The 21,724-nt window shown below is 54.1% G+C and carries 22 protein-coding genes; 8 read left to right on the forward strand and 14 right to left on the reverse strand.

Annotated features, from left to right (window positions below; translation table 11 throughout):
• Positions 1-165: 165 nt before the first annotated feature.
• From E2L00_RS13205 to copA, 5 genes are all read right to left on the reverse strand, one after another.
• Positions 166-828 carry a helix-turn-helix domain-containing protein gene (locus tag E2L00_RS13205; protein ID WP_236127740.1) on the reverse strand — a complete coding sequence of 221 codons (663 nt, stop codon included), beginning with the start codon at positions 826-828 and terminating at the stop codon, positions 166-168.
• 102 nt (positions 829-930) lie between these two features.
• Positions 931-1,410: a Cys-tRNA(Pro)/Cys-tRNA(Cys) deacylase YbaK gene (gene ybaK / locus E2L00_RS13210; protein WP_167612294.1), complete on the reverse strand. Its 480-nt coding sequence runs from the start codon at positions 1,408-1,410 to the stop codon at positions 931-933.
• A 209-nt stretch (positions 1,411-1,619) separates the two neighbouring features.
• On the reverse strand, positions 1,620-2,423 hold the full coding sequence (locus E2L00_RS13215; RefSeq protein WP_167612297.1) for a TraB/GumN family protein: 804 nt from the start codon (positions 2,421-2,423) through the stop codon (positions 1,620-1,622).
• A 108-nt stretch (positions 2,424-2,531) separates the two neighbouring features.
• Positions 2,532-3,344 carry a lipoprotein NlpA gene (gene nlpA, locus E2L00_RS13220; RefSeq protein ID WP_201279418.1) on the reverse strand — a complete coding sequence of 271 codons (813 nt, stop codon included), beginning with the start codon at positions 3,342-3,344 and terminating at the stop codon, positions 2,532-2,534.
• A gap of 184 nt (positions 3,345-3,528) precedes the next feature.
• Positions 3,529-6,036, reverse strand: coding sequence for a copper-exporting P-type ATPase CopA (copA, locus tag E2L00_RS13225; RefSeq protein ID WP_167612389.1), 2,508 nt, complete (start codon positions 6,034-6,036; stop codon positions 3,529-3,531).
• A 70-nt stretch (positions 6,037-6,106) separates the two neighbouring features.
• Here copA and cueR point away from each other — a divergent pair, with 70 nt between their 5' ends.
• Positions 6,107-6,517 (forward strand): Cu(I)-responsive transcriptional regulator, encoded by a 411-nt coding sequence (gene cueR, locus E2L00_RS13230; RefSeq protein ID WP_167612303.1) that lies wholly within the window; start codon positions 6,107-6,109, stop codon positions 6,515-6,517.
• On the opposite strand, the gene E2L00_RS13235 is transcribed toward cueR, so the two are convergent.
• The 5 genes from E2L00_RS13235 to tesA form a co-directional block, all read right to left on the reverse strand.
• A complete protein-coding gene (locus tag E2L00_RS13235; RefSeq protein WP_167612306.1) occupies positions 6,514-6,960 on the reverse strand; it encodes an NfeD family protein in 447 nt (148 codons plus the stop codon). The two genes, cueR and E2L00_RS13235, sit on opposite strands and share 4 nt — an antisense overlap.
• The gene (locus tag E2L00_RS13240) at positions 6,957-7,871 is read right to left on the reverse strand and encodes an SPFH domain-containing protein (protein ID WP_167612309.1); all 915 of its coding nucleotides are present in this window, start codon (positions 7,869-7,871) and stop codon (positions 6,957-6,959) included. The genes E2L00_RS13235 and E2L00_RS13240 overlap by 4 nt, the downstream gene beginning before the upstream one ends.
• A gap of 98 nt (positions 7,872-7,969) precedes the next feature.
• Positions 7,970-8,824, reverse strand: coding sequence for a co-chaperone YbbN (locus E2L00_RS13245; protein WP_167612312.1), 855 nt, complete (start codon positions 8,822-8,824; stop codon positions 7,970-7,972).
• Between the two features lie 57 nt (positions 8,825-8,881).
• Positions 8,882-9,652 carry an SDR family oxidoreductase gene (locus E2L00_RS13250; RefSeq protein ID WP_167612315.1) on the reverse strand — a complete coding sequence of 257 codons (771 nt, stop codon included), beginning with the start codon at positions 9,650-9,652 and terminating at the stop codon, positions 8,882-8,884.
• 41 nt (positions 9,653-9,693) lie between these two features.
• Positions 9,694-10,320 (reverse strand): multifunctional acyl-CoA thioesterase I/protease I/lysophospholipase L1, encoded by a 627-nt coding sequence (gene tesA, locus E2L00_RS13255; protein WP_167612318.1) that lies wholly within the window; start codon positions 10,318-10,320, stop codon positions 9,694-9,696.
• On the opposite strand from tesA, the gene ybbA reads away from it, so the two are divergent.
• The 3 genes from ybbA to E2L00_RS13270 all read left to right on the forward strand — a co-directional run bounded on the left by ybbA (position 10,291) and on the right by E2L00_RS13270 (position 14,784).
• The gene (gene ybbA, locus E2L00_RS13260) at positions 10,291-10,977 is read left to right on the forward strand and encodes a putative ABC transporter ATP-binding protein YbbA (RefSeq protein WP_167612321.1); all 687 of its coding nucleotides are present in this window, start codon (positions 10,291-10,293) and stop codon (positions 10,975-10,977) included. The genes tesA and ybbA overlap by 30 nt on opposite strands.
• Positions 10,974-13,388, forward strand: coding sequence for a putative ABC transporter permease subunit YbbP (gene ybbP, locus E2L00_RS13265; protein ID WP_167612323.1), 2,415 nt, complete (start codon positions 10,974-10,976; stop codon positions 13,386-13,388). Before ybbA ends, ybbP begins: the two co-directional genes overlap by 4 nt.
• 256 nt (positions 13,389-13,644) lie before the next feature.
• Complete coding sequence (locus E2L00_RS13270; RefSeq protein WP_201279425.1) at positions 13,645-14,784, forward strand: porin; 1,140 nt, start codon at positions 13,645-13,647, stop codon at positions 14,782-14,784.
• A 573-nt stretch (positions 14,785-15,357) separates the two neighbouring features.
• Here the strand turns inward: E2L00_RS13270 and E2L00_RS13275 are convergent.
• Positions 15,358-15,843 (reverse strand): GNAT family N-acetyltransferase, encoded by a 486-nt coding sequence (locus E2L00_RS13275; protein WP_167612329.1) that lies wholly within the window; start codon positions 15,841-15,843, stop codon positions 15,358-15,360.
• Positions 15,831-16,097 carry a type II toxin-antitoxin system TacA family antitoxin gene (locus E2L00_RS13280; protein ID WP_167612332.1) on the reverse strand — a complete coding sequence of 89 codons (267 nt, stop codon included), beginning with the start codon at positions 16,095-16,097 and terminating at the stop codon, positions 15,831-15,833. The genes E2L00_RS13275 and E2L00_RS13280 overlap by 13 nt, the downstream gene beginning before the upstream one ends.
• Positions 16,098-16,346: 249 nt before the next feature.
• Here E2L00_RS13280 and E2L00_RS13285 point away from each other — a divergent pair, with 249 nt between their 5' ends.
• Together E2L00_RS13285 and E2L00_RS13290 are read left to right on the forward strand one after the other, a co-directional pair.
• The gene (locus E2L00_RS13285; RefSeq protein WP_167612392.1) at positions 16,347-17,303 is read left to right on the forward strand and encodes a threonine/serine dehydratase; all 957 of its coding nucleotides are present in this window, start codon (positions 16,347-16,349) and stop codon (positions 17,301-17,303) included.
• Positions 17,300-18,244: a Rossmann-fold NAD(P)-binding domain-containing protein gene (locus E2L00_RS13290; protein ID WP_167612334.1), complete on the forward strand. Its 945-nt coding sequence runs from the start codon at positions 17,300-17,302 to the stop codon at positions 18,242-18,244. Before E2L00_RS13285 ends, E2L00_RS13290 begins: the two co-directional genes overlap by 4 nt.
• 37 nt (positions 18,245-18,281) lie before the next feature.
• On the opposite strand, the gene E2L00_RS13295 is transcribed toward E2L00_RS13290, so the two are convergent.
• Positions 18,282-19,415, reverse strand: a complete 1,134-nt coding sequence (locus tag E2L00_RS13295; protein WP_167612337.1) for a succinylglutamate desuccinylase/aspartoacylase family protein — start codon at positions 19,413-19,415, stop codon at positions 18,282-18,284.
• Between the two features lie 10 nt (positions 19,416-19,425).
• Complete coding sequence (locus tag E2L00_RS13300; RefSeq protein ID WP_167612340.1) at positions 19,426-20,205, reverse strand: ABC transporter substrate-binding protein; 780 nt, start codon at positions 20,203-20,205, stop codon at positions 19,426-19,428.
• Between the two features lie 327 nt (positions 20,206-20,532).
• Between E2L00_RS13300 and E2L00_RS13305 the strand changes: the two genes are divergently transcribed.
• Entirely contained in the window at positions 20,533-21,150 is a 618-nt protein-coding gene (locus E2L00_RS13305; protein ID WP_167612343.1) for a helix-turn-helix transcriptional regulator, read from the forward strand.
• Positions 21,151-21,386: 236 nt separating this feature from the next.
• Positions 21,387-21,724 (forward strand): helix-turn-helix domain-containing protein (locus E2L00_RS13310; RefSeq protein WP_167612346.1); only part of this gene is annotated, 338 nt, incomplete at its 3' end.

Genomic DNA, 21,724 nt, shown 5'->3' on the forward strand with positions numbered 1-21,724 from the left:
AAGACAGTAAAACATCCGTCTGCAATGCATGCTCTGGTACAGGCAGACTGTGGCACAGTTGCAGACGCTGGATAAATCGCCCCGCCTGGCCCTCTGCTGCGGACAAATGAAATTTCGGCAGAAACCTGGTCCGACGACAGGCTCCCCGGACCGGTACGGCCAGGTTCAGAAACGCAGCTTTGCGGCGTTGACCATGCGGGGACGGACCGTCAGAAACGACTGGTCCCGCGTGGCGCTGCGGGTGATGCCTGAAGCCGCGCAGGCGGCCGGGGTGGTATTTGACCCCATTCGGAGTAATGACAAAGAACCCTCCATTCCGGATGTGCTTGCGCCACTTGATAAATATCTCCACGGTTTTATTAACCCGCAACGGATCGCCGCGACCTTTATCGGCGCTACGTTAATAATTTTCACATCCATTCTTTCCATCCTCTGCTGCGTCTCCCGCCCGGGAAACTGAAAATGCACATGCCGGTCAACCCAAACGGGATCCTTGCGAAATTCGCTCGGGGAGAGGCCGAAGGTGTATTTGAAGGCGCGGGAAAATGATTCCGGATTTTCAAAGCCAGCGTCCAGGGCAATATCAATGACCTTGTCCTGCGGCTTATTCACCAGGCGAAATGAGGCTCTTTTTAGACGCATCAGCGTGATATAGCGACTGATGCTAACGCCGCAGTACAGGCTGAACTGACGATGAAAGTGACATCGTGAAAAGCAGGCGATCGCGCTGAGCTGTTCAACCGTCAGCAGGCAGTCCAGGTGCTGCTCAATGTGCGTGAATACCTGCTCGAATCGTCTGGCGTAAAGTTCTGCTTTGCCGTTAGTCATTTTCCCACCCTCAGAACGGCTACTTTGCCGACCAGAGCGGTTATCGTCCTGACCGAAATTGCTCTTTTGCGAAGCAGAAGCTTCGGGGGAAGGAACCTGACATTAATCGCGGCGGGCGATATCGGCAAAGCTGGCATCAAGCAGCTTTGCCAGAAAGCTCGCGGCAAGCTCAATATCCAGCCCGCGCCTGCCGCCGGAAATATAAATCGAGTCAAACGCCTGCGCCGGCGCGTCAATTACCGTCGGCAGGCGTTTCTTTTGTCCCAGCGGGCTGATGCCGCCGACCAGATATCCCGTGACGCGCTGTGCGACCATCGGATCTGCCATATCAACTTTTTTAACGCCCAGCGCTTTCGCCACTTTCTTTAGATCCAACTGCCCCGATACGGGGGTAACGGCCACGGCCAGATGCTTCATATCGCCATTCATCGCCACCAGCAGCGTTTTATACACCTGCGCGGCATTGAGTCCCAGCTTGCGAACCACTTCATCACCGAAATTAGTTTCGCTGGGATCGTGATCATAAGTATGGAGCTGAAAAGGAATTTTGTTCTTTTCAAGGAGCTTTACGGCGGGCGTCATTTCATCCTTCCTGCAAAAATTGTCTCAAAAACGCACGGAATTGTAATTCAGGTGATATGTTTTATAGATACTATAAACCCGCTTAATAGTGATAGCGTTAATCTTCACATTGAGCGACAATTCCAGCTTCGGTCGTTAAATCGTCCGAAATAACAACAATAATAAACTTAATTCTCTTTGACGGGCCAATAGCGATATTGGCCATTTTTTTAGATTTTTTTCAAGAGGTTAGGCAGGTTTCCTTCCCCGTAAAGATGTAGCGCGCCCACGGCAACTACGTAACGTCCGGCGGGAAGCTGCTGCAAAAAAGCCTGCCACTGACGGTTACGCTGGTACATGAGCACGTCGTATAACTCCTCGCCAAATGTATTTGGCAGGGCGGTATTATCCTGCGGCGGCGGCGGCGTTTCCATCCACCAACCGATCATCGTTTGCAGCAGTCGGGCGTTGGTATGCCAGTGGGTCAGCGTGTCCATCAGCAGGGGCATTCCGCCCTGTGGAAGCTGCATCAGCATGTCAATCTGGCTTTGCGCGCCTTCCAGCTCCACCACCGGCACAGATAGCGCTTTGGCCGCCTCCAGCAGTTGAAAATCGATGCCGTAGTCAGGACGTAACCCCAGGCGTTGGGCCTGATGAGCCTGGAGCACCAGCGCGATTTGCCATGCCGGCTGGTTATCAATAGCGCTAAGCGAAATGCCCAGCTCCTGCGTCAGGGAAACGACCCGCTGCCAGTCCGCAGGGGATAAACGCTGCTCAAGAGGCTTTTCATCCGCATTGCGAGAGAAGGGGGAGCCGCCTTCGGAAATATCGGCCTCGACAATCAGCGCATCCGCATCGCGCAGTTTGTCGAGTAAGCGCTGTGACAGGGGAGCCATATCACGGGTCCCCATATGAATGCTGCCTACCAGGTGGAGATAGCGCTGGCCGGGGAGCGCAACATCCAGCGCAGGCCAGGGATAGGTTGTGGTGGCAAGGCCTGAAAACAGTGAGCGAATGCGCGACAGCAAACCCATACAGCAAACTCCCTGGCTAAAAAGTCATGCTACCGCCGTGGGGAAGAAGGTGCAAATTTCTACGTGCCGGGGCCGGACCAAAACGCAGGCCCGGCCCCGGCTGGTAAATTACCAGCCCGGCACGGCTCCGCCGTTAAAGATTTTCTCCGCCGCTTTTGCTACTTCCGGTGACTGATACGACTGGATAAATTCCTTAACGTTTTCCGCCTCTTTATTATCTTCTCGCGTCACGATGATATTGACGTACGGCGAGTTTTTGTCCTCAATAAATACGCTGTCGTGCACCGGCGATAAGCCGGTTTGCTGTATATAGGTGGTGCTGATGATAGCCACATCGACTTTCGGATCGTCAAGTACGCGCGGCAGCTGCGCCCCTTCCAGCTCCATGATTTGCAAATGATGCGGATTTGCCGTGATATCCAGCGCCGTGGGCAGCAGACCGGTATTCGGCTTAAGCGCGATCAGCTTTTCTTTTTGCAACAGCAACAGCGCCCGGCCAAGATTGGTTGGATCGTTTGGAATCGCAATGGTGGCGCCATTTTTTAGTTCTGCAACTGCTTTGATTTTGCGGGAATAGCCCGCCATCGGGAATACAAAGGTATTGCCCACCGCCACCAGCTTGTAGTTATGCGCTTTGTTGTCCTCTGCCAGGAACGGACGATGCTGGAACACGTTAGCATCCAGTTCGCCCTGGCTGGTTGCGTCGTTCGGCAATAACGAGCCGCTAAAGCCCACCAGCTCAACGTCCAGACCGTATTTCTCTTTCGCAACTTTTTTGGCCACTTCCGCCACGTCCTGCTCCGCGCCGTTAATCACGCCGACTTTGATGTGTTTCGCATCGCTGCCGCTTTGATCGCAACCCGCCAGCAGCAGGCCAGCCAGGAGTAAAGCAGCGGCGCGGTATAAATGAAGTATCGACATTTTCACCCTGTAGTTCCTTGTAAAATAATCAGTTACGGCCAGGGATGACTATAGCGGGAAGCGGGAAAGAGGTTAAAAAACGAAAAGGAATGGCTAAGACGGAAAAGCTATAAGCAAGCTGGCGGATAACGTTTTGCTTATCCGCCAGCAATCAGGTTGTTAAAAGCATCGCGCCATCCGGCGCTTAATCTTCAGGTTTAAAACGCAGCAGACGGTTAGCGTTGCTCACTACCGTAATGGAAGAAAGCGCCATCGCAGCCCCGGCAACCACCGGATTAAGCAGCGTACCGGTAAGCGGGTAAAGCACGCCGGCGGCAATCGGGATGCCGATTGAGTTATAAACAAAGGCACCCATCAGATTCTGCTTCATATTTCTGAGCGTCGCTCTGGAAATCGCCAGCGCGTCTGCCACGCCCACCAGGCTATGGCGCATCAGCGTGATGGCCGCTGTCTCAATCGCGACGTCGCTGCCGCCGCCCATGGCAATACCCACTTCCGCCTGGGCCAGCGCGGGCGCATCGTTAATACCGTCGCCTACCATCGCCACCTGGCGTCCCTGCTGCTGCAGATTTTTAATCGCCTCGGCTTTGCCATCCGGCAGCACTCCGGCAATGACCTCGTCGATGCCCGCTTCTTTAGCAATAGCGTTCGCGGTCGTTGGATTATCTCCGGTCAGCATCACCAGGCGATAGCCGTTACGGTGTAAGCGTTGCAGCGCGCTCACGCTGTCGGCCCGTAACGGATCGCGAAGGACAAAGAGGGCGACGAGCTTGCCATTTACTGCCAGCAGCACCGGCGTTGCGCCCAGGCTTGCCTGCGCCTCAATCTCATTTGCCAGCGGCCGGGTATCAATCTGTTGCTCGTCGAGCAACGCCTTATTGCCCAGCAGCAACGCGCAACCTTCGGACTCGCCGCTTACGCCGAGACCACGCAGAGTACGGAAGCCGGTAACCTCCGGCAGCTTAATGTCGCCCGCTTTCTCCAGAATTGCACGGGCAAGTGGATGGCTGGAGCCTTGTTCAAGCGCCGCAGCTAGCCTTACGGCGTCGTTTTCCTGCATGCCGCCATGTGTTTTCACCGCCACGACCTGGGGTTTGCCTTCCGTCAGCGTACCTGTTTTATCGAAAACAATAGTGTCGAGAGTGCTGGCCCGCTGTAGCGCATCGGCATCACGCACTAACACGCCAAATTCAGCCGCACGCCCCACGCCTGAAATAATCGACATCGGCGTAGCAAGTCCCAGCGCGCAAGGGCAGGCGATAATCAGCACCGTGGTGGCAATCACCAGCGTATAAACAATCTGTGGGGCAGGGCCGACGAAGTACCAGACTGCCGCGCTAAACAGAGCAATCAGCACCACGACCGGAACAAACATAGCAGAAATTTTATCGGCCAGCTGCCCGATTTCCGGCTTGCTGCTCTGCGCCTGACGAACCATGCGGATAATGCGCGACAGCGTTGTATGGCTGCCGGTCGCCGTAGCGCGGAATAACACGCTGCCATCCTGCACAACAGTCCCGGCGTGGATGGCGTCGCCGTCCGCTTTTTGCTGGGGAACCGGCTCGCCCGTCAGCATGGCTTCATCAAACCAGGCTTCGCCCCGGCTAATCTCGCCGTCCACCGGCACACGGTCGCCGGTAGTAAGGCGCAGCGTCATTCCGGCGGTAACTTCGGCCAGAGGAAGCGATTTTTCGCCTTCGTCAGTCACTACGCGAGCGGTTGGCGGCGTTAAATCCAGCAAACGCTCAAGGGCTTTGGATGAGCGCTGGCGGGCGCGCTGCTCCAGCATATGCCCGAGGTTAATCAGGCCGATAATCATCGCGCTGGCTTCGTAGTAAAGGTGGCGCGCCTCCATCGGGAAATGCTGCGGCCAGATATTGACGGTAATCGAATAGAGCCACGCCGCGCCCGTACCCAGCGCCACCAGCGTATCCATGGTGGCAGCGCGGTTCATCAGGCTGCGCCAGGCGCTGCGGTAGAAGTGCCCGCCAGCAATAACCATCACCCCAAGAGTAATAACGCCGATGGTCATCCAGGTTGAACGGTTATCGTCGGTGAGCATCATGTTGTCACCGATCATGCCCCAGATCATCACCGGAATACCCACCGCCAGCGCCAGAATGGCCTGCCAGCGGAAGCGTTTGGTTGCCGCGTTAGCCGTTTCCTGCTGGCGCTCCCGGCGTTTCATATCATCTTCAATCGCTTCGGCACCGTACCCGGCGCGCTCCACGGCCTGAATTAAGGATTCGGCGGAGGCAGAGCCCATCACGAGGGCGCTGCGCTCCGCAAGGTTTACCCGTGCCTGGCTTACGCCGGGGACATCCTGCAAAGCATTTTGTACCCGGCTGACGCAGCTGGCGCAGCTCATTCCGCCTATCAACAGCTGCTGGCTGTCGTCTAATTCGGCGGCTGCCGGAAGCGAAGGTTCGACCGCTGTCAGGGCTTCCGACGGGATTGATGACTCATCTGTCAGCGGTTCAGCCTTTGGGTGGCTGGCGACTTCCGCGCCGTAACCAGCCTGTTTTACGGTTTCGATTAAGGCATCCGCAGAAGCGCTGCCGGTAACACGAGCATGCGTTTGCGTCACTTCAGCCTGTTCAACGTCGGCACGCTGTTCAAGGCTTTCTTTTACGCGTTTGACACAATGGCCGCAGCTCAGGCCATCAAGGTTTAGATCGATAATTTGAGACATCATCAGGCTCCTTGTTTTGGGAATATGATAAGCTTAAACCTTCCAGTCAGGGGAAGGTCAAGGAGGGGATGTGAATATCAGCGACGTTGCCAAAAAAACCGGTTTAACCAGCAAAGCGATCCGCTTTTATGAAGAGAAGGGGCTGGTGACGACGCCGTTTCGCTCTGAAAATGGTTACCGGACATACACGCAAAAACATCTTGATGAACTTACGTTGCTGCGCCAGGCGCGTCAGGTTGGCTTTACGCTGGAAGAGTGCCGCGAGCTGGTGAATCTGTTTAACGATCCCGCGCGCCACAGTGCGGATGTGAAATCCCGCACGCTGCAAAAAGTGGCGGACATCGAAAAACATATTGGTGAATTGCAGGCGATGCGCCAGCAGCTGCTTGCCCTGGCGGAATCCTGCCCGGGCGATGACAGCGCCGATTGCCCGATAATCGACAACCTTTCCGGCTGCTGTCATCGCCAGCAGACAAATTAACGCGCCTGAACTTTTAGCGTGATGCCTTCGACGGCGATCACGACAACTTCAGCTCCCGCAGGCAAATCGCTGTCTGCCATCACGGGCCAGGAGCTGTCGGCGACTCGCACATGCCCGCGTCCGTTGACCAGCGCCGCGTCCAGACGTAAATGACGGCCTACCAGCTGATGCCCTCGCTGGTTGAGCACTTCACCCGGTTCCTGCTGCTTGCGGGTTGATAGCCAGCGCCACCAGAGAAAGGCCGCCACTAGCGTCAGCAGAGCAAAACAAACGCCCTGCCACTCCCAGCCCAGCGGCAGGAGCCACACCAGCAGCCCCGTTAAAACCGCCGCCACGCCGCTCCACAGCAGATAGCCGCTGGCACCGAGCATCTCTGCCGCCAGCAGCAGGCCGCCCAGCGTCAGCCAGAAGACGTGCGGATGGGTAAGCAGCAAGGCCATCATTTTTTACGCTCGTTACCGCTTTGCGCGATCAGTTCGCTAATACCGGCAATGGAGCCCATCAGGCTGCTGGCGTCTAACGGCATCATGACTACTTTGCTGTTATTCGCTGAGCCAATCTGTTGCAGCGCATCGGTGTATTTCTGCGCAACGAAGTAATTCACGGCCTGGATATCACCCTTGGCGATAGCCTCAGAAACCATCTGCGTTGCGCGGGCTTCCGCCTCGGCGCTACGTTCGCGGGCTTCTGCCTGCAGGAATGCCGACTGGCGTTCACCTTCCGCCTTCAGGATCTTCGACTGCTTCTCACCCTCGGCCTTGACGATTTCCGCCTGGCGAATCCCCTCGGCTTCAAGGATATAGGCACGCTTGGTGCGTTCTGCCTTCATCTGGGCATTCATGGCGTCAATCAGTTCAGCCGGTGGGCGCACGTCGCGGATCTCAATACGGGTGATCTTAATGCCCCACGGATTGGTCGCTTCATCCACGATATGCAGCAGGCGCGTGTTGATGTTGTCACGCTGGGAGAGCATTTCGTCGAGCTCCATGGAGCCGAGCACGGTACGGATGTTGGTCATGGTGAGGTTGATGATCGCCAGCTCAAGATTGCTGACTTCGTAGGCGGCGCGTGGCGCATCGACTACCTGAATAAAACATACCGCGTCGATGGCGACGTTGGCGTTATCTTTGGAAATGACTTCCTGAGAGGGGATATCGAGCACCTGCTCCATCATATTGATTTTGCGGCCGATGCGGTCCATGAACGGCACCACAAGGCTTAAGCCCGGCATCAGGGTTTTGGTGTAACGGCCAAAGCGCTCCACGGTCCATTGGTAGCCCTGAGGGACGATTTTTACTCCGGCACCGACGATTATCAGCGCGACGAGGATCAGTACGGGGATCACGATTAGCATCAAAAAACCTCCTGGTTGTTTTGATGCTAGTTTAACCGCTAGTGCAGAAACATTCAGTGACTTCCGCGTTTGTTACCGTTTATTCCTTAAATAAAATCTTAGTAGAGTAAGGAATAGATCTGACGGCGATATTTAGATGCCAGAGCATCGCCAGTGCCGAGCGCTGCAAGGGTTTCCATCAGCATTTTGCGTACCTGCCCGTCGGCGGCACCCAGATCTTTTTTCAGATGGGTGTACAGCAACTCCAGAGCCTCTTCGTTACGGCCAACCTGGTGCAGCTGAAGCGCCAGCTGGCTTGCCAGCTGCGCATTCTCCGGATCCTGTTCAACCTGCTGTTGTAGCAGCTGAATTTCAGGCGTATCGGCGGCTTGTTTGAGCAGGTCGATCTGCGCGACTAAACCCTGATAGCGAGTGTCCCGATCCTGCAACGGGATAGTTTTCAGCACGGCTTCGGCATCTTCGCTGCGGTTTAACGCAATCTGCACTTCCGCCAGCAGCAGGCCAATTTCGCTGTTCTGAGCAGAGATCTGCCAGGCGTCTTTCAGCAGCGGCAGCGCTTCCGCATGCTTGCCTTCCTGCATAAGCTGCATCGCTTCCTGAGCTTTCAGCTCTTCTTCGCGCGGCAGTACTTTTTCGAGCAGGGCGCGAATCGCTTCTTCCGGCTGCGGACCCTGGAAACCGTCTACCGGCTGCCCGTTCTGGAACAGGTAAACCGTGGGAATGCTGCGTAAACCAAACTGGGATGCAACCATCTGTTCAGCGTCGCAATCCACTTTAGCGAGAATGAATTGCCCTTGATATTGCGCGGCGAGCTTGTCGAGCACCGGGGTCAGTTCTTCGCAGTGCTGGCTGCGTGCCGACCAGAAGTAAAACAGGACTGGCGTGGTAACGGATTGTTCCAGGGTCTGGTGCAGGTTCGCTTCGGTAATGTCGATAATATAGTGGGCTGACATGGCTTACTCTCTTATAACAATTTGTTTTTACATGGGGGCGGCTGGCTTCTCTTCAACTCAACCACGTAAAATTTTATCAAGCGCGCGGCCCGGCAGCAGGCGGCGTAGCCAGGACATCGCATGGGCAACAAGCGTCACCGGATAGCGTAACTTCGGTCGTGAGCTGCTAAAAGCATGGCGCACTTTTTCGACCACCGCCTCCGGGCCAAGCGTAAAACGCGCAGCGATGCCGGGATTTTCAACGGGCCGGTCGGTGCGCGTCTGATTGACGTTCTCGGTAAATTGTGTGCGGATTGGGCCTGGTTCTATCAAACTAACCTTAATGCCGCTGTGGTGCAGCTCCATACGCAGCGTGTCTGACCAGGCTTCCAGCGCGTATTTACTGGCGGCGTAGGCTCCGCGTCCCGGCGTGGCGATAAGCCCCATCACCGAACTGGTCATCACGATGCGGCCTTCGCGGTGTGGCAACATGGCGGGCAGCAGCAGCATGGTTAGCTGGTGAGCGCCAAAAAAGTTGGTGGAAAACTGCTGTTCCAGCTGTTCGCGGGAAAGGGTTTGCAGCGGCCCGTAAACGCCGTAGCCGCCATTGTTAAACAGCCCGTAGAGACGATTCCCGGTCAGGGCGATGACCTCTGCCGCCGCGCGTTCCACGCTTTGCGGTGAGTCGAGATCGAGCAGCACGCCGGTAAAACCGGCCTGATTCATGCGTTCGACGTCTTCGGGTTTGCGGCAGGCGGCCAGAATACGGTAGCCAAGCGACTGCAATGCTTTTGCGGACGCCAGGCCAATACCGCTGGAACAGCCCGTGATTAAGATGGATTTTTGCATAACTTTACCCGAGGGGTGCCCCGATTGTTCATGAGTCGTGATTAACTGTCGTGGTTAACCAAAGGAGCCAGACGGGTCGCCATCCAGTCGGCGATAAACGGCTGAGCATCGCTGTTTGGGTGAATGCCGTCATCCTGCATCCATTGCGGTTTCAGATAAACCTCCTCCATAAAAAAGGGCAGCAGAGGAATAGCAAACTCTTTGGCAAGCTGCGGATAAATAGCGCTAAATGCCTCATTATACCGACGGCCATAGTTTGCCGGCAGATGTATTTGCATCAAAAGTGGCTGAGCGTTTGCCGCTTTCACCTCGGTGATTATCTGGCGCAAACTTTTTCCGATGGCCTGCGGCTGAAAACCGCGCAGGCCGTCGTTACCGCCCAGTTCAATTAGTACCCAGCGCGGCTGATGTTGTTTCAGCAAACCGGGCAGGCGCGCCAGCCCTTGCGTTGCAGTGTCGCCGCTGATGCTGGCGTTAATTACTCTGGTATTTTGCTGCCGCCATTTCGTCTCCAGCAGCGCGGGCCAGGCGGCGGTCGCAGACATGCGATAACCGGCGCTCAGGCTATCACCCAGAATCAACAACGTGTCCGCTGCGGCGGCGCGGAAGGTCATCAAAGCCAGAAACAGGAAGGGCAAATGCCAGCGGAAAACATGGTTGAAGTTCATCGTCTTAGTAAGTCCGTAGGTCTTGGGGAACATCAGCTCTCCATCCTTACCGGAGTTGAGCTGGTTGTCAAACCGGCGCAAACCATCGCCTTAATCGGTGAATCCGGTTCGGGGAAATCCACGCTGCTGGCGATTCTGGCCGGGCTGGACGATGGTAGCGAAGGCGAAGTGCATCTCTGCGGGCAGCCGCTGCACAGCATGGATGAAGAAGCGCGTGCTGCGTTGCGGGCGAAAAACGTCGGTTTCGTATTTCAGTCGTTCATGCTGGTGCCAACTTTAAACGCGCTGGAAAACGTCGAACTGCCCGCGCTGTTACGCGGCGAGCATGATTCCGCCAGCCGCGCGCAGGCTAAAGCCCTGCTCGAACAGCTTGGGCTGGGTAAACGGCTGCATCACCTTCCGGCCCAGCTTTCCGGTGGGGAACAACAGCGCGTTGCCCTGGCGCGCGCATTTAACGGACGTCCCGGCGTGTTGTTTGCCGATGAGCCAACCGGCAATCTGGACAGGCAAACTGGCGATCGCATCGCCGATTTACTCTTCTCTCTTAACCGTGACTTCGCCACCACGCTGATCCTCGTCACCCACGATGAACAGCTGGCCGCCCGCTGCGATCGCCGCCTGCGCCTGCGTGAAGGTAAATTGTGGGAGGAGGCATGATAGCCCGCTGGTTCTGGCGCGAATGGCGCTCGCCCTCGCTGCTTATCGTCTGGCTGGCCCTGAGCCTGGCGGTGGCCTGCGTGCTGGCGCTCGGCAACATAAGTGACCGCCTGGAGCAGGGGCTTAATCAACAAAGCCGCGACTTTATGGCGGGCGACCGTGCGCTACGTAGCGCGCGGGCCGTACCGGAAGAGTGGCTAAACCAGGCGCATAAAGACGGCCTGAAAGTGGGCAAACAGCTCACCTTCGCCACCATGACATTTGCAGGCGACACGCCGCAGCTGGCGAGCGTCAAAGCGGTGGACGCTATCTATCCGATGTATGGCAAGCTGGAAACCAAACCGCCGGGCCTGAAGCCAGAGCCGGGCAGCGTGTTGCTCGCGCCGCGTTTAATGGCTTTGTTGAATCTGAAAGTCGGCGATTCGCTGGACGTGGGCGATGCCACGCTGCGCATTGCGGGCGAAGTGGTGCAGGAACCAGATTCCGGCTTCAATCCTTTCCAGATGGCTCCGCGGCTGATGATGAATCTGGCGGACGTTGAAAAAACCGGCGCGGTGCAACCTGGCAGCCGCATTACCTGGCGTTACAAGTTTGGCGGCACGCCACAGCAGATAGAAGCTTACGAAAAATACCTGCTGCCGAAACTGAAACCGGAACAGCGGTGGTACGGCATGGAGCAGGACGACGGCGCGCTGGGTAAATCCCTCGAACGCTCACAGCAGTTTCTCCTGCTTTCCGCGCTGCTGACGCTGCTGTTAGCGGTGGCTGCCGTTGCGGTGGCGATGAATCATTACTGCCGCAGCCGTTACGATTTGGTTGCTATCCTGAAAACGCTCGGGGCGGGGCGAACGGCGCTGCGTAAGCTGATTATCGGCCAGTGGCTGATGGTGCTCGTCCTTGCCGCTATTACCGGCGGAGCGGCCGGAATATTCTTTGAAGCCGTCCTGATGCGCCTGTTAAAACCGGTGCTGCCGGCAGAGCTTCCGCCCGCGAGCCTGTGGCCCTGGGTCTGGGCGGTAGGATCGATGGTGGTAATTTCTTTGCTGGTCGGGCTGCGTCCTTATCGTCTGTTGTTAGCGACCCAGCCGCTGCGCGTGTTGCGCCGTGACGCGGTGGCTAACGTCTGGCCGCTGAAAATTTATCTGCCGATCGTCAGTATCGTCGTCGTGCTTCTACTGGCGTTACTCATGGGCGCCAGCATGATGCTGTGGGCGGTGCTCGCCGGGACCGTCGTGCTGGCGGTGCTTTGCGGCATCGTCGGCTGGGGCATGCTGAAGCTGCTCAAAAGGCTGACGGTAAAGCATCTCGCGCTGCGTCTGGCGGTGAATCGTCTGCTGCGCCAGCCGTGGACGACGTTAAGCCAGCTGGCGGCGTTCTCGCTGTCGTTCATGCTGCTGGCCCTGCTGCTGGTGTTGCGCGGCGATTTGCTCGACCGTTGGCAGCAGCAGTTGCCGCCAGAAAGCCCGAACTATTTCCTGCTGAATATCGCCAGCGAGCAGGTGCAGCCGGTGAAAACGTTTTTAGCCGGGCATCAGGTTATCCCCGAACCTTTCTATCCGATTGTGCGGGCGCGCATGACGGCGATAAACGGCAAGTCCACCGAGGGTAATCCGGACGAAGCGCTAAACCGCGAGCTGAACCTGACATGGCAAAGCCAGAAGCCGGATCATAATCCAATTCTGGCAGGAAACTGGCCGCCAGAAGCGGGTGAGGTTTCAATGGATGAAGGCGTGGCGAAGCGGTTAAATATCAAGTTAGGCGATACCGTTACCTTTATGGGAGATACGCAGGATTTCACGGCTAAAGTCTCAAGCCTGCGCAAAGTGGACTGGGAAAGCCTGCGGCCTAACTTCTACTTCATCTTCCCGCCGGGCGCGCTGGATAACCAACCGCAAAGCTGGCTGACCAGCTTCCGCTGGGAAGGCGCCAACGGCCTGCTAACGCAGCTAAACCGGGAGTTTCCGACGGTCAGCCTGCTGGATATTGGCGCGATACTGCGCCAGGTTGGGCAGGTGCTGGAGCAGGTAAGCCGTGCGCTGGAAGTGATGGTGGTGCTGGTCACCGCGTGTGGTGTTCTGCTGCTGTTGGCGCAGGTACAGGTGGGAATGCGTCAGCGGCATCAGGAGCTGGTGGTTTACCGTACTTTGGGAGCCGGGAAAAGGCTGCTGCGAACCACCTTGTGGTGCGAATTCGCCGTGCTGGGGCTGGTATCGGGTCTGGTGGCCGCGATGGGCGCCGAAACCGCGTCAGGCATGCTGCAAACCAAAGTGTTTGATTTCCCCTGGGAGCCCGACTGGCGATTGTGGGCCATCCTGCCGGTCGCCGGTGCGTTACTTCTTTCGCTATGCGGCGGCTGGCTGGGGATTCGTTTGCTTAAAGGAAAAGCGTTGTTCCGCCAGTTCGTTGCCTGATGTTATTCCTGAGAGAGGGAAACCTCTCTCGCTTTTCGCTAACCCACCAGCGCTGTAAAATTTTTTATATTTTGCTTTTCTTTGCGGTAAAGCATTTTTTTTGCTTTTTAATGCTGTTTTTTAATATCTATTAATAAAATATTTCAACCTTAAGCGCACGAAACATTAAAAATGACAAACCTAATGTCATAAATACACGGTAATATTTGCTTGCTTATAGAAATAAGGTTACCAGGGTTTAACAATGAAAACTAAAATGCGCGTTCTTCCACCGTTGGCAGGAGCAGGACTGCTCTTAGGCATGGCCTCTTTTTCCGCCAACGCAGAAATCACTTTATTAAAACAAGATCCCCAGGCAGGCAATCCGTTAAGCCGCCTGAACTTCACCGTTGGCGGCAGTATTCGTCCGCAGTTCAACATGATGACCGGCGACGGCGACAAAGGCTCTTATAAACGTAACGGGTTCGATGGCGGGACGCGTTTCCGCTTTGCGGCCGATTATTACCTGTTCGATGATATTAGCTGGATTAGCTATTACGAATTAGGCGTAAATATTCCGGCGGTGTTTGACTGGGATAACCACTATGCCGAAGGCGCGAACGATACTACCCGCCGTATGCTTTATACCGGTTTGAAAAGCAAGACCTGGGGTCAGCTGACCTTCGGCCAGCAAAACAGCGTTTATTACGATGTGGTTGGTGCGAAAACCGATATCTGGGATTACGACATGGTAGGCCAGGCACCGGGCAACGGTATTAACGGCGACTACGATGGCTCCTACCGCTCACGTAAGATGCTGAAGTACAAAAACACCTTTGGCAATGCGGATGTATATGCATCTTATCTGTTTGAAGATGGCGGATACCCGCCGGGTAACGGCCTGCGTTACAAACGTAAGGGCGGCGGTTCACTGGGCGTGGATTACCATCTGACTCCGGATCTGACCTGGGGTGCGGCATGGAACTACACCCGTGCAGAAATGCGTAACCCGGGCGACAGCGACAGCAAAACCTACGATCAGAATATCCTCGGTACGGCGCTGAGCTGGAAACCTGATAACTGGACGTTCAGCGTAGGCGGCGGCTGGTATCAGAACTTTATGACCACTAAAAAAGTGGACGTGCATAACTACTTTGCGGGCGATGCGTGGGGCGTGGAATACTTCGCGGGCTACACCATCCCGGTTGGTCAGTACGCGCTTAAATCCGTTCAGCCTTACTTTATGGGCGATCGCATCGAGTACGTTAACGGTCGCGACTATCAGCGTATCGACAACGGCGTGGGCGTGAGCTTCCAGCTGGATTACGGTTTCCGTGTTGATTACGAACACGTGTTCACCTCCAGCACTGACGATCTGGGTGATATGAACCTGGTGCGTCTGCGTTACGATTTTTAATCGTACTCTGGCGGGCGGCAGCTCTGCTGCCCGCCTTTTAAGACCGATAAATAGCCTGGTTTTATACGTCATAAAGCAGAGCAAATGGCCTGGTTTTTTGTATCAGCGTCAGCGCTCTTCAGGCGCGTCTCAATATCCTTCTTTGCAATTCCCCGAAGCTTTTCATCGCGTTTGCGAGCCGTCTCGAAGTCTGCAATTCTGTCTAATTTTTCATCTATTCTACTGGTGGGTTATCCAGTAATATTAGTTCAATGAGTAGTCAAGAAGGTCGGTGAGGCCTGAAAAAGAAACGCCCCCGAAAGTGTACTGACCCCCAAAAGTTGGACAGATTAACCGAGGCATCTGAGAAAGAGTTCATGGTATACATGAGCTCTTTTTTTGTTTCCTGCTAAAGCTAAATAAACTATTCCGCAACCGAATTATCCATTCCACAGCTTTCTTACTTCACGTTCTTCACTGTCTCATCAATCAACTATTCGCAATGTTCGCACGTGAAGGATTTCTACTGAATTGACTATTAGTGATCCATTCAATTATTGCTCAAAGCAATTTGAACGTATTGGCCTTAGCGTTCTATTGAGGGAGTTTAAGGAACAATGTGCGCAGCTGAGTCTGTGACGGCTTAAAGCCATGGTGAATGTAAAAACTTTTTACTTCTTCGGTAAGTGCGTGAACCATGATTGCACGTACACCAATATTTTCAGCGACCCGGTAACAACGAAGTACTGCATCATGCAGCAAATCAGCACCTAACCCTTTTCCACGGAATGAGATGTCGACGGCAAGCCGGGCGAGTATAATCACCGGAATCGGATCCGGCATGTTACGCCGAAGACTCCCTGTAGCTTCGGTATGGTTGACGCTACCGGTGGCCAGAGAGTAAAAGCCGACTATTTGTTTAGTGTCTTTCTTGCATACAACAAATGTTCGGGCAGCTCCGAGAGCCTGATTTTTGAGGCCTCTCTGCTTTAGCCAGTCATCGAGCACAGCCTCACCGCTAACAAACTCCGCCACCTGATGAAAACTGGATAAAGTCTCTGGTGCTGTTACACGTCCCACTGAGGTTTCCTTGCCAGCAGTTTGTCGATAACGGGATCATCTGCGACCGGTGCATCAAGCATATCGATGAACTCGGCATATTGCTCATCGTTAAAATTAAAAACACGGCGTTCGAGAATTACATTCTCGGCAGCCTGACAGGCCATTTCCAGAATGAAATCTGTACGTGATTTGTGGAGGATTTCCGCAGCGGCATCAATGAGCGCCCGCTGTGATTCCTTAGCTCTAAGGTTGAGTTGAACATCTGATTTCATGTGACACCCCTGTATAGCATTTGCTTTACAAGCATAGCATAGCGGACATGTATAGCAAACGCTATACATGTCGTTTATCCTTTTTGTCGCATAATTTGTGATGTCCGCTCTTTGCCAGAAGCGGACATTCAGTCTGGCTTTTACTCTCGTTGTGAACTTCACTGGGCAAGAGGTAGATTGCATTAGATTTTTATGTACTAAATGTCTATATTGGACTTTTGATACAATTAGGTGGATTTTATGTCTCAAATCTCTGATATTTTCAAGGCAAGTCAGGAAGCCCATACGGCACTTCGCCCCCAGGTAAGAAAAACGCCGCTGGATAGAAGCCATACGCTTTCAGCTCAATATGGGTGTGACCTTTTCCTTAAAGGTGAGCATCTGCAGCACACTGGTTCGTTCAAATTCAGGGGCGCCAGCAACAAGATCCGCCTCCTTACGCCAGAACAGAAGTCACAAGGCATCATCACCGCATCGTCAGGTAATCATGGTCAGGGTATGGCGCTGGCCGGGGCTATGGCCGGTGTACCGGTCACGGTATTTGCCACCGCCACGGCCTCAGTGCTGAAACTTGATGCTATACGGGCATATGGCGCACAGGTCATCACGCTTGATAAAGACTCCCTGAGCGTAGAGCTTGAAGCTGCTGCCATCGCTGCAGAGAAACAGATTTCCTTTGTTTCACCCTATAACGATCCTGACGTTATCGCGGGCCAGGGAACAATTGCTCTCGAAATGATGGAAGACGAGCCCGCGCTGGATGCTGTTTTTGTTGCGGTTGGTGGAGGTGGCCTCATTTCCGGCATTGGCTCGGTCATGAAGCAGCTTTCACCTGAAACACGCATTATTGGCTGTTGGCCGACCGCCTCAACCGCCATGTACGCTTCGCTGAAGGCCGGTGAGATTGTTGAGCCTGAAGAGCATGACACACTTTCTGACGGTACTGCAGGCGGCCTGGAGCCCGGCACGATGACGTTCCCGGTCTGCCAGCAGGTTATCGACGACACGGTCCTGGTCAGTGAGGATGAAATCAGAGCCGCTCTGAAAACACTTGCCCGCTATGAAAGATGGATGCTTGAAGGCGCAGCCGGTGTGGCGATGGCCGCGTTTATGCAGCAGGCAGAACAGTGGCGTGGGAAACGCGTAGCGGTAGTTCTGTGTGGGCGAAATATCACCATTGAAAAATTCACCGGAGCTGTTAAATGAAAATTATCAGTGAGGAGCAAATCCGTGCGTCCTTTAACCAGGAAGACGCGCTTGAAATGCTACGTGAAGGCTTCCGTGCTTTTTCTGCCGGTCAGGTGCAGCTGCCGCCCGCGCAGCAGTTTATGTTCAGAGATGCTACTGGCGACTGCTGCATAAAGTCGGCCTGGAAAGAAGGCAGTTCAAGCTTTTGCGTGAAAATTTCTACCGGTTTCTACCAGAACCCTTCCCGTGGGCTTCCGAGCAATGACGGGCTGAACATGGTTTTATCTGCTGAAACAGGCCAGCCTCTTGCCCTGCTTGACGATCACGGCTGGCTGACGGGCGTCCGTACTGCGCTGGCCGGAAGGATCGCAGCCGAACTGCTGTTGCCTGAGAAAGTGGACAGGATCGCAATATTTGGTACTGGTCTTCAGGCAGAGCTGCAGCTTCGCCAGCTTGTTGAGCTGACAGCCTGCCGGAATATTATCGTCTGGGGCCGCAGTGAAAGCGCTCTTTCTGGTTTCCGTGAAAGGCTTTCCGATGAAAACCTCAGCCTTATTACCACGCTCAGCGCCGAAGAGTGCGCACGCAATGCTTCCGTCATCGTGACCGCAACGCCATCAGCCACTCCTCTTGTCAGGGCTGAGTGGGTTCGTCCGGGCACGCATATTACGGCTGTTGGCGCAGATTCTCCGGGTAAACAGGAACTGGATGCTGCCATTCTGACCGCTGCTGCCTGCATCCTCGTGGACTCTGCCAGCCAGTGTGGTGCCTATGGTGAACTGAGCCACCTGCAGGAAGAGCACCGTGCGGGAAGTAAAGTCATCGAGTTGGGAAGCCTGCTTACCGATAATGCTCAGTATGTCCGTCGTGATACGGATATTACGGTCGCCGATCTGACCGGGCTTGGCGTGCAGGATGCACAGATTTCTGCAAGCATCCTTAAGCAGTTCAGCCTCTGATAACCGCGGCCCGGCGTAAAAGCTGAGCCGCATGTCCTTAAAAGTTCATCAGCAGTCTGCCTTTTTTTCTCTCCGGCAGCGGTTCCATGCCCGCTATGAGTGCAACGCGCTGCCCCGTTCTGACTAACGTCATTAAAGGCTGAACCAGAATGCGTCCGTCAACAGGACTGTAGACCGGCGTTCGCTTTCCGCTGATACCTGCCTCAAGACAGACTATTTCCCCCAAAAGCTCTTCTTTTTTCACATGGTCTCCGGGGCGTTTCTGCCAGACCACGATTCCATCAGCTGGTGAGGGCATATGGATGGCACCTTCAAGAGGATAAAGTTGCACTGCATCTCCTGAAAGCGGGTCAGAGGCAGGAGTGCCGGTGGTGATAAAACCCTCGGTTCGCAGATAGTTCATAATCCGTCCGGCATCGGTGGCTGCCAGCTCATCACTGACGTCTGCCTGCCCTCTCAGCTCAACTGAAACTGAAAAAGGTATGCGACCGGCAGAAGCCATACCCCGCTCAGCTAGCCACTTCCAGCCCAGCGTGCAGGCCTCGTCGAAAGCGCCACCACCGGCAAAACTCTCCAGTAGTACTGCCTCAATACCCATGGAGGCAGCCAGGGAGGCCGCCCGCTCTGTATATCGCTCATTGGTGTAAAAATGCAGTATGCCCGCCGTGTCGCAGTGCAGATCGAGGATCACATCGTGCCTGACGGCTTCGCGTAGCAGAGCTTTTTTCCATGCATTGACGAAATCATCATGCGTCGCAGGTGCAAGAACCCTGTCAAGCTGCTCTTCCGGTCTGATGTGACGCATATCCTGAGCGGCGTGAAGTTGTTCCAGCGCGTCGGCCGCGTCGGGGAAATTGCGGTTAAAATTCTCACCGTTTGCCAGGTTAAAACGCCCAGTCCAGAATCCCAGCACGTTCTGTGTCATTCCTGTGGGGTTTGCATAAGGAATCAGCGTGATGGTGCCGTTTATACCCCCCTCGCTGTCTGCCTTTTCAAGCAGCGGAAGAAGATGCTGAATGACCAGTAAGCCCGGATGCTCATCTGCGTGCAGGCCAGCCTGAATATAAACAGCACGTTCGCTGTCACCTCCGGTGAAAACGTGTTTAATAATTTCAGACCTGTTGCCTGTACCTGCTGCACCGCTGAAAATTGAGGTGGTGGTGACACTCATATTTGCTCCCTTAGTAAATATCAAAGGCAAAATATTTATCGACGATTTTCTTGTAAGTTCCGTCAGCACGCAGTGAGGCGAAAGCCTGATTAACCGCCTGCTGCAGTTCCGTATCCTCCTTGCGAAGTCCCATGCCAACTCCTGTTCCGAATATCTGCGGGTCAGTTACAGCTGGTCCGGCGAAATCGTAACTTTTTCCTGCAGCCTGTTTAAGAAATCCGTAGCTTCCTGCGACTTCATCCTGAAAGGCTGCATCAAGGCGTCCGGCTTTCAGATCGGAATAAATATCATCCTGGGAGGGATAAGAAACTACGCTGACGCCGCTATTGCGCCAGTATTTGTTGGCATAGGTCTCCTGAATAGATCCCTGCAGCACACCTATATTTTTACCCTGCAGGGATGCAGGCTCAGGCTTAAGTGCGCTGCCCGCAGGTGCAATAAGACGAGCCTTCGCGGAATACAGCTTGTCAGAAAAATTGATTTCCTTCTGACGTGCCGGCGTTATGGACATGGTTGCCATGATTGCGTCAATTTTTCGTGCCTTAAGCGAGGGGATAAGAGCATCAAAAGGTGACTCAACCACGACACACTTCATTTTCATGCGCTCACAAAGCGCCTCTGTCAGATCAATGTCGAATCCTATAACTTTCCCGTCCGGGGATTTAGATTCAAAAGGGGCATAACCCGGATCAGTCCCGATGCGCAGGGTGGCAGGCTGTTCAGTAGCCAGAACGGATAAGCTTACGAGCAGGGCAGCTGACAACGTCACAATCGTTCTTACTGTACGCATATATACCTCCGGATTCAGTTCATCACATGCTGAAAGTCAGCAGACAAAGTGTCTCGCCTTACCGCATTATTGGACTTATAATCCAGAGTGTACATTTTGTACAAGAATATTAATTGATTTTGCGAATATATTTCTCGCTATAAATCAGTTAAAAACATTATTTTATAACAACTTGCGATAGATTTTTTACAAGCAATACGAAAAAGATCTGGTGCCATGGCAATGGCATTTTCTGGATTAATTGTCTGCATATAACCTGTTGTCGCGACAACGGAATGCCAGTGAGATACGATAAAAAAAAATTGAAAAGGGGCCGGTCCGGACATCATGCAGAATTTGAAAAGTGAACAATTCGTAACACTGCAATCTATGGCAGATGGTATCGCTGCACTGTTTTTTCCGGTGGTGGAAGTCGCCATACACGACATACGGAGCGGTAAAATAGCCTATCTGGCGAATAATATTTCAAAGCGTAACGTGGGCGATGATGCGGGGCTGGAAGAACTGGCTCTACGGGATATGGATAAGCTTGCAGGCCCTTATGAGAAATTGAACTGGGATGGAAAAAAAATCAGGTCAGTAAGCGTCAGGGTCAATCTTAATGGCGATCCGGAATACATGTTCTGTATCAACTTCAGCACTGCTCAGCTTGATGATGCCCGCCAGGCGCTGGAGATGTTTTTGTCTGTGAACAGGCTTCTGCCCCAGCCTGTGCAGCTATTTGAAAATGACTGGCAGGAAAAAATAAACACATACCTCCATCACTGGCTGGCCGAACACAACTCATCGCTTTCCACGCTGACACGGATTCAGAAAAAGGCACTGGTGACTGAACTGTACCGGCAGGGAGCGTTTAATGTCAGAAACTCAGCCGATTATATTGCCAGTGTGCTTTCAATGGGGCGCGCAACTGTTTACAAGCATCTGAAAGAGCTTAAAGGCTGAGTGCCTGAAGTATTATCCTTTCTTCAGGATTATGTCCTGGATGGTCCGCTTTTCGCTCACAGCAGACCTTTAGCTCAGTGAGCTTGTACGCTCTGTGCCAGAAGCGGATGTTGCTGACGTCACGATGAATTAATTGTATTAGTCGCGACTTGATCTGACACACGGCCTTGAAGGGTTGAGAGTTACCGGTTTTGATATGGGTGTCGAATCCTTATGCAAAACACGAGGTAACTCTCATGCTTCATACTACCAATCCCGTCATCAAACACAAAACYGGTTTGCTCAATCTGGCTGAAGAACTCAGCAATGTGTCGAAAGCCTGTAAAATCATGGGCGTCTCGCGTGATACATTTTATCGCTATCGTGAGCTGGCCGATGAAGGCGGCGTGGATGCACTGATAAACCGCAGCCGACGTGCCCCTAATCTCAAAAACCGTACCGATGATACAACGGAACAGGCCGTTGTTGATTATGCCATCGCTTTCCCTGCGCATGGTCAGCACCGGACCAGCAACGAGTTGCGTAAACAGGGCGTTTTTATCTCAGGAAGCGGCGTCCGTTCTGTCTGGTTGCG

The sequence above is a fragment of the Cedecea colo genome, from assembly GCF_011808225.1.
Taxonomy (GTDB): Bacteria; Pseudomonadota; Gammaproteobacteria; order Enterobacterales; family Enterobacteriaceae; genus Dryocola; species Dryocola colo.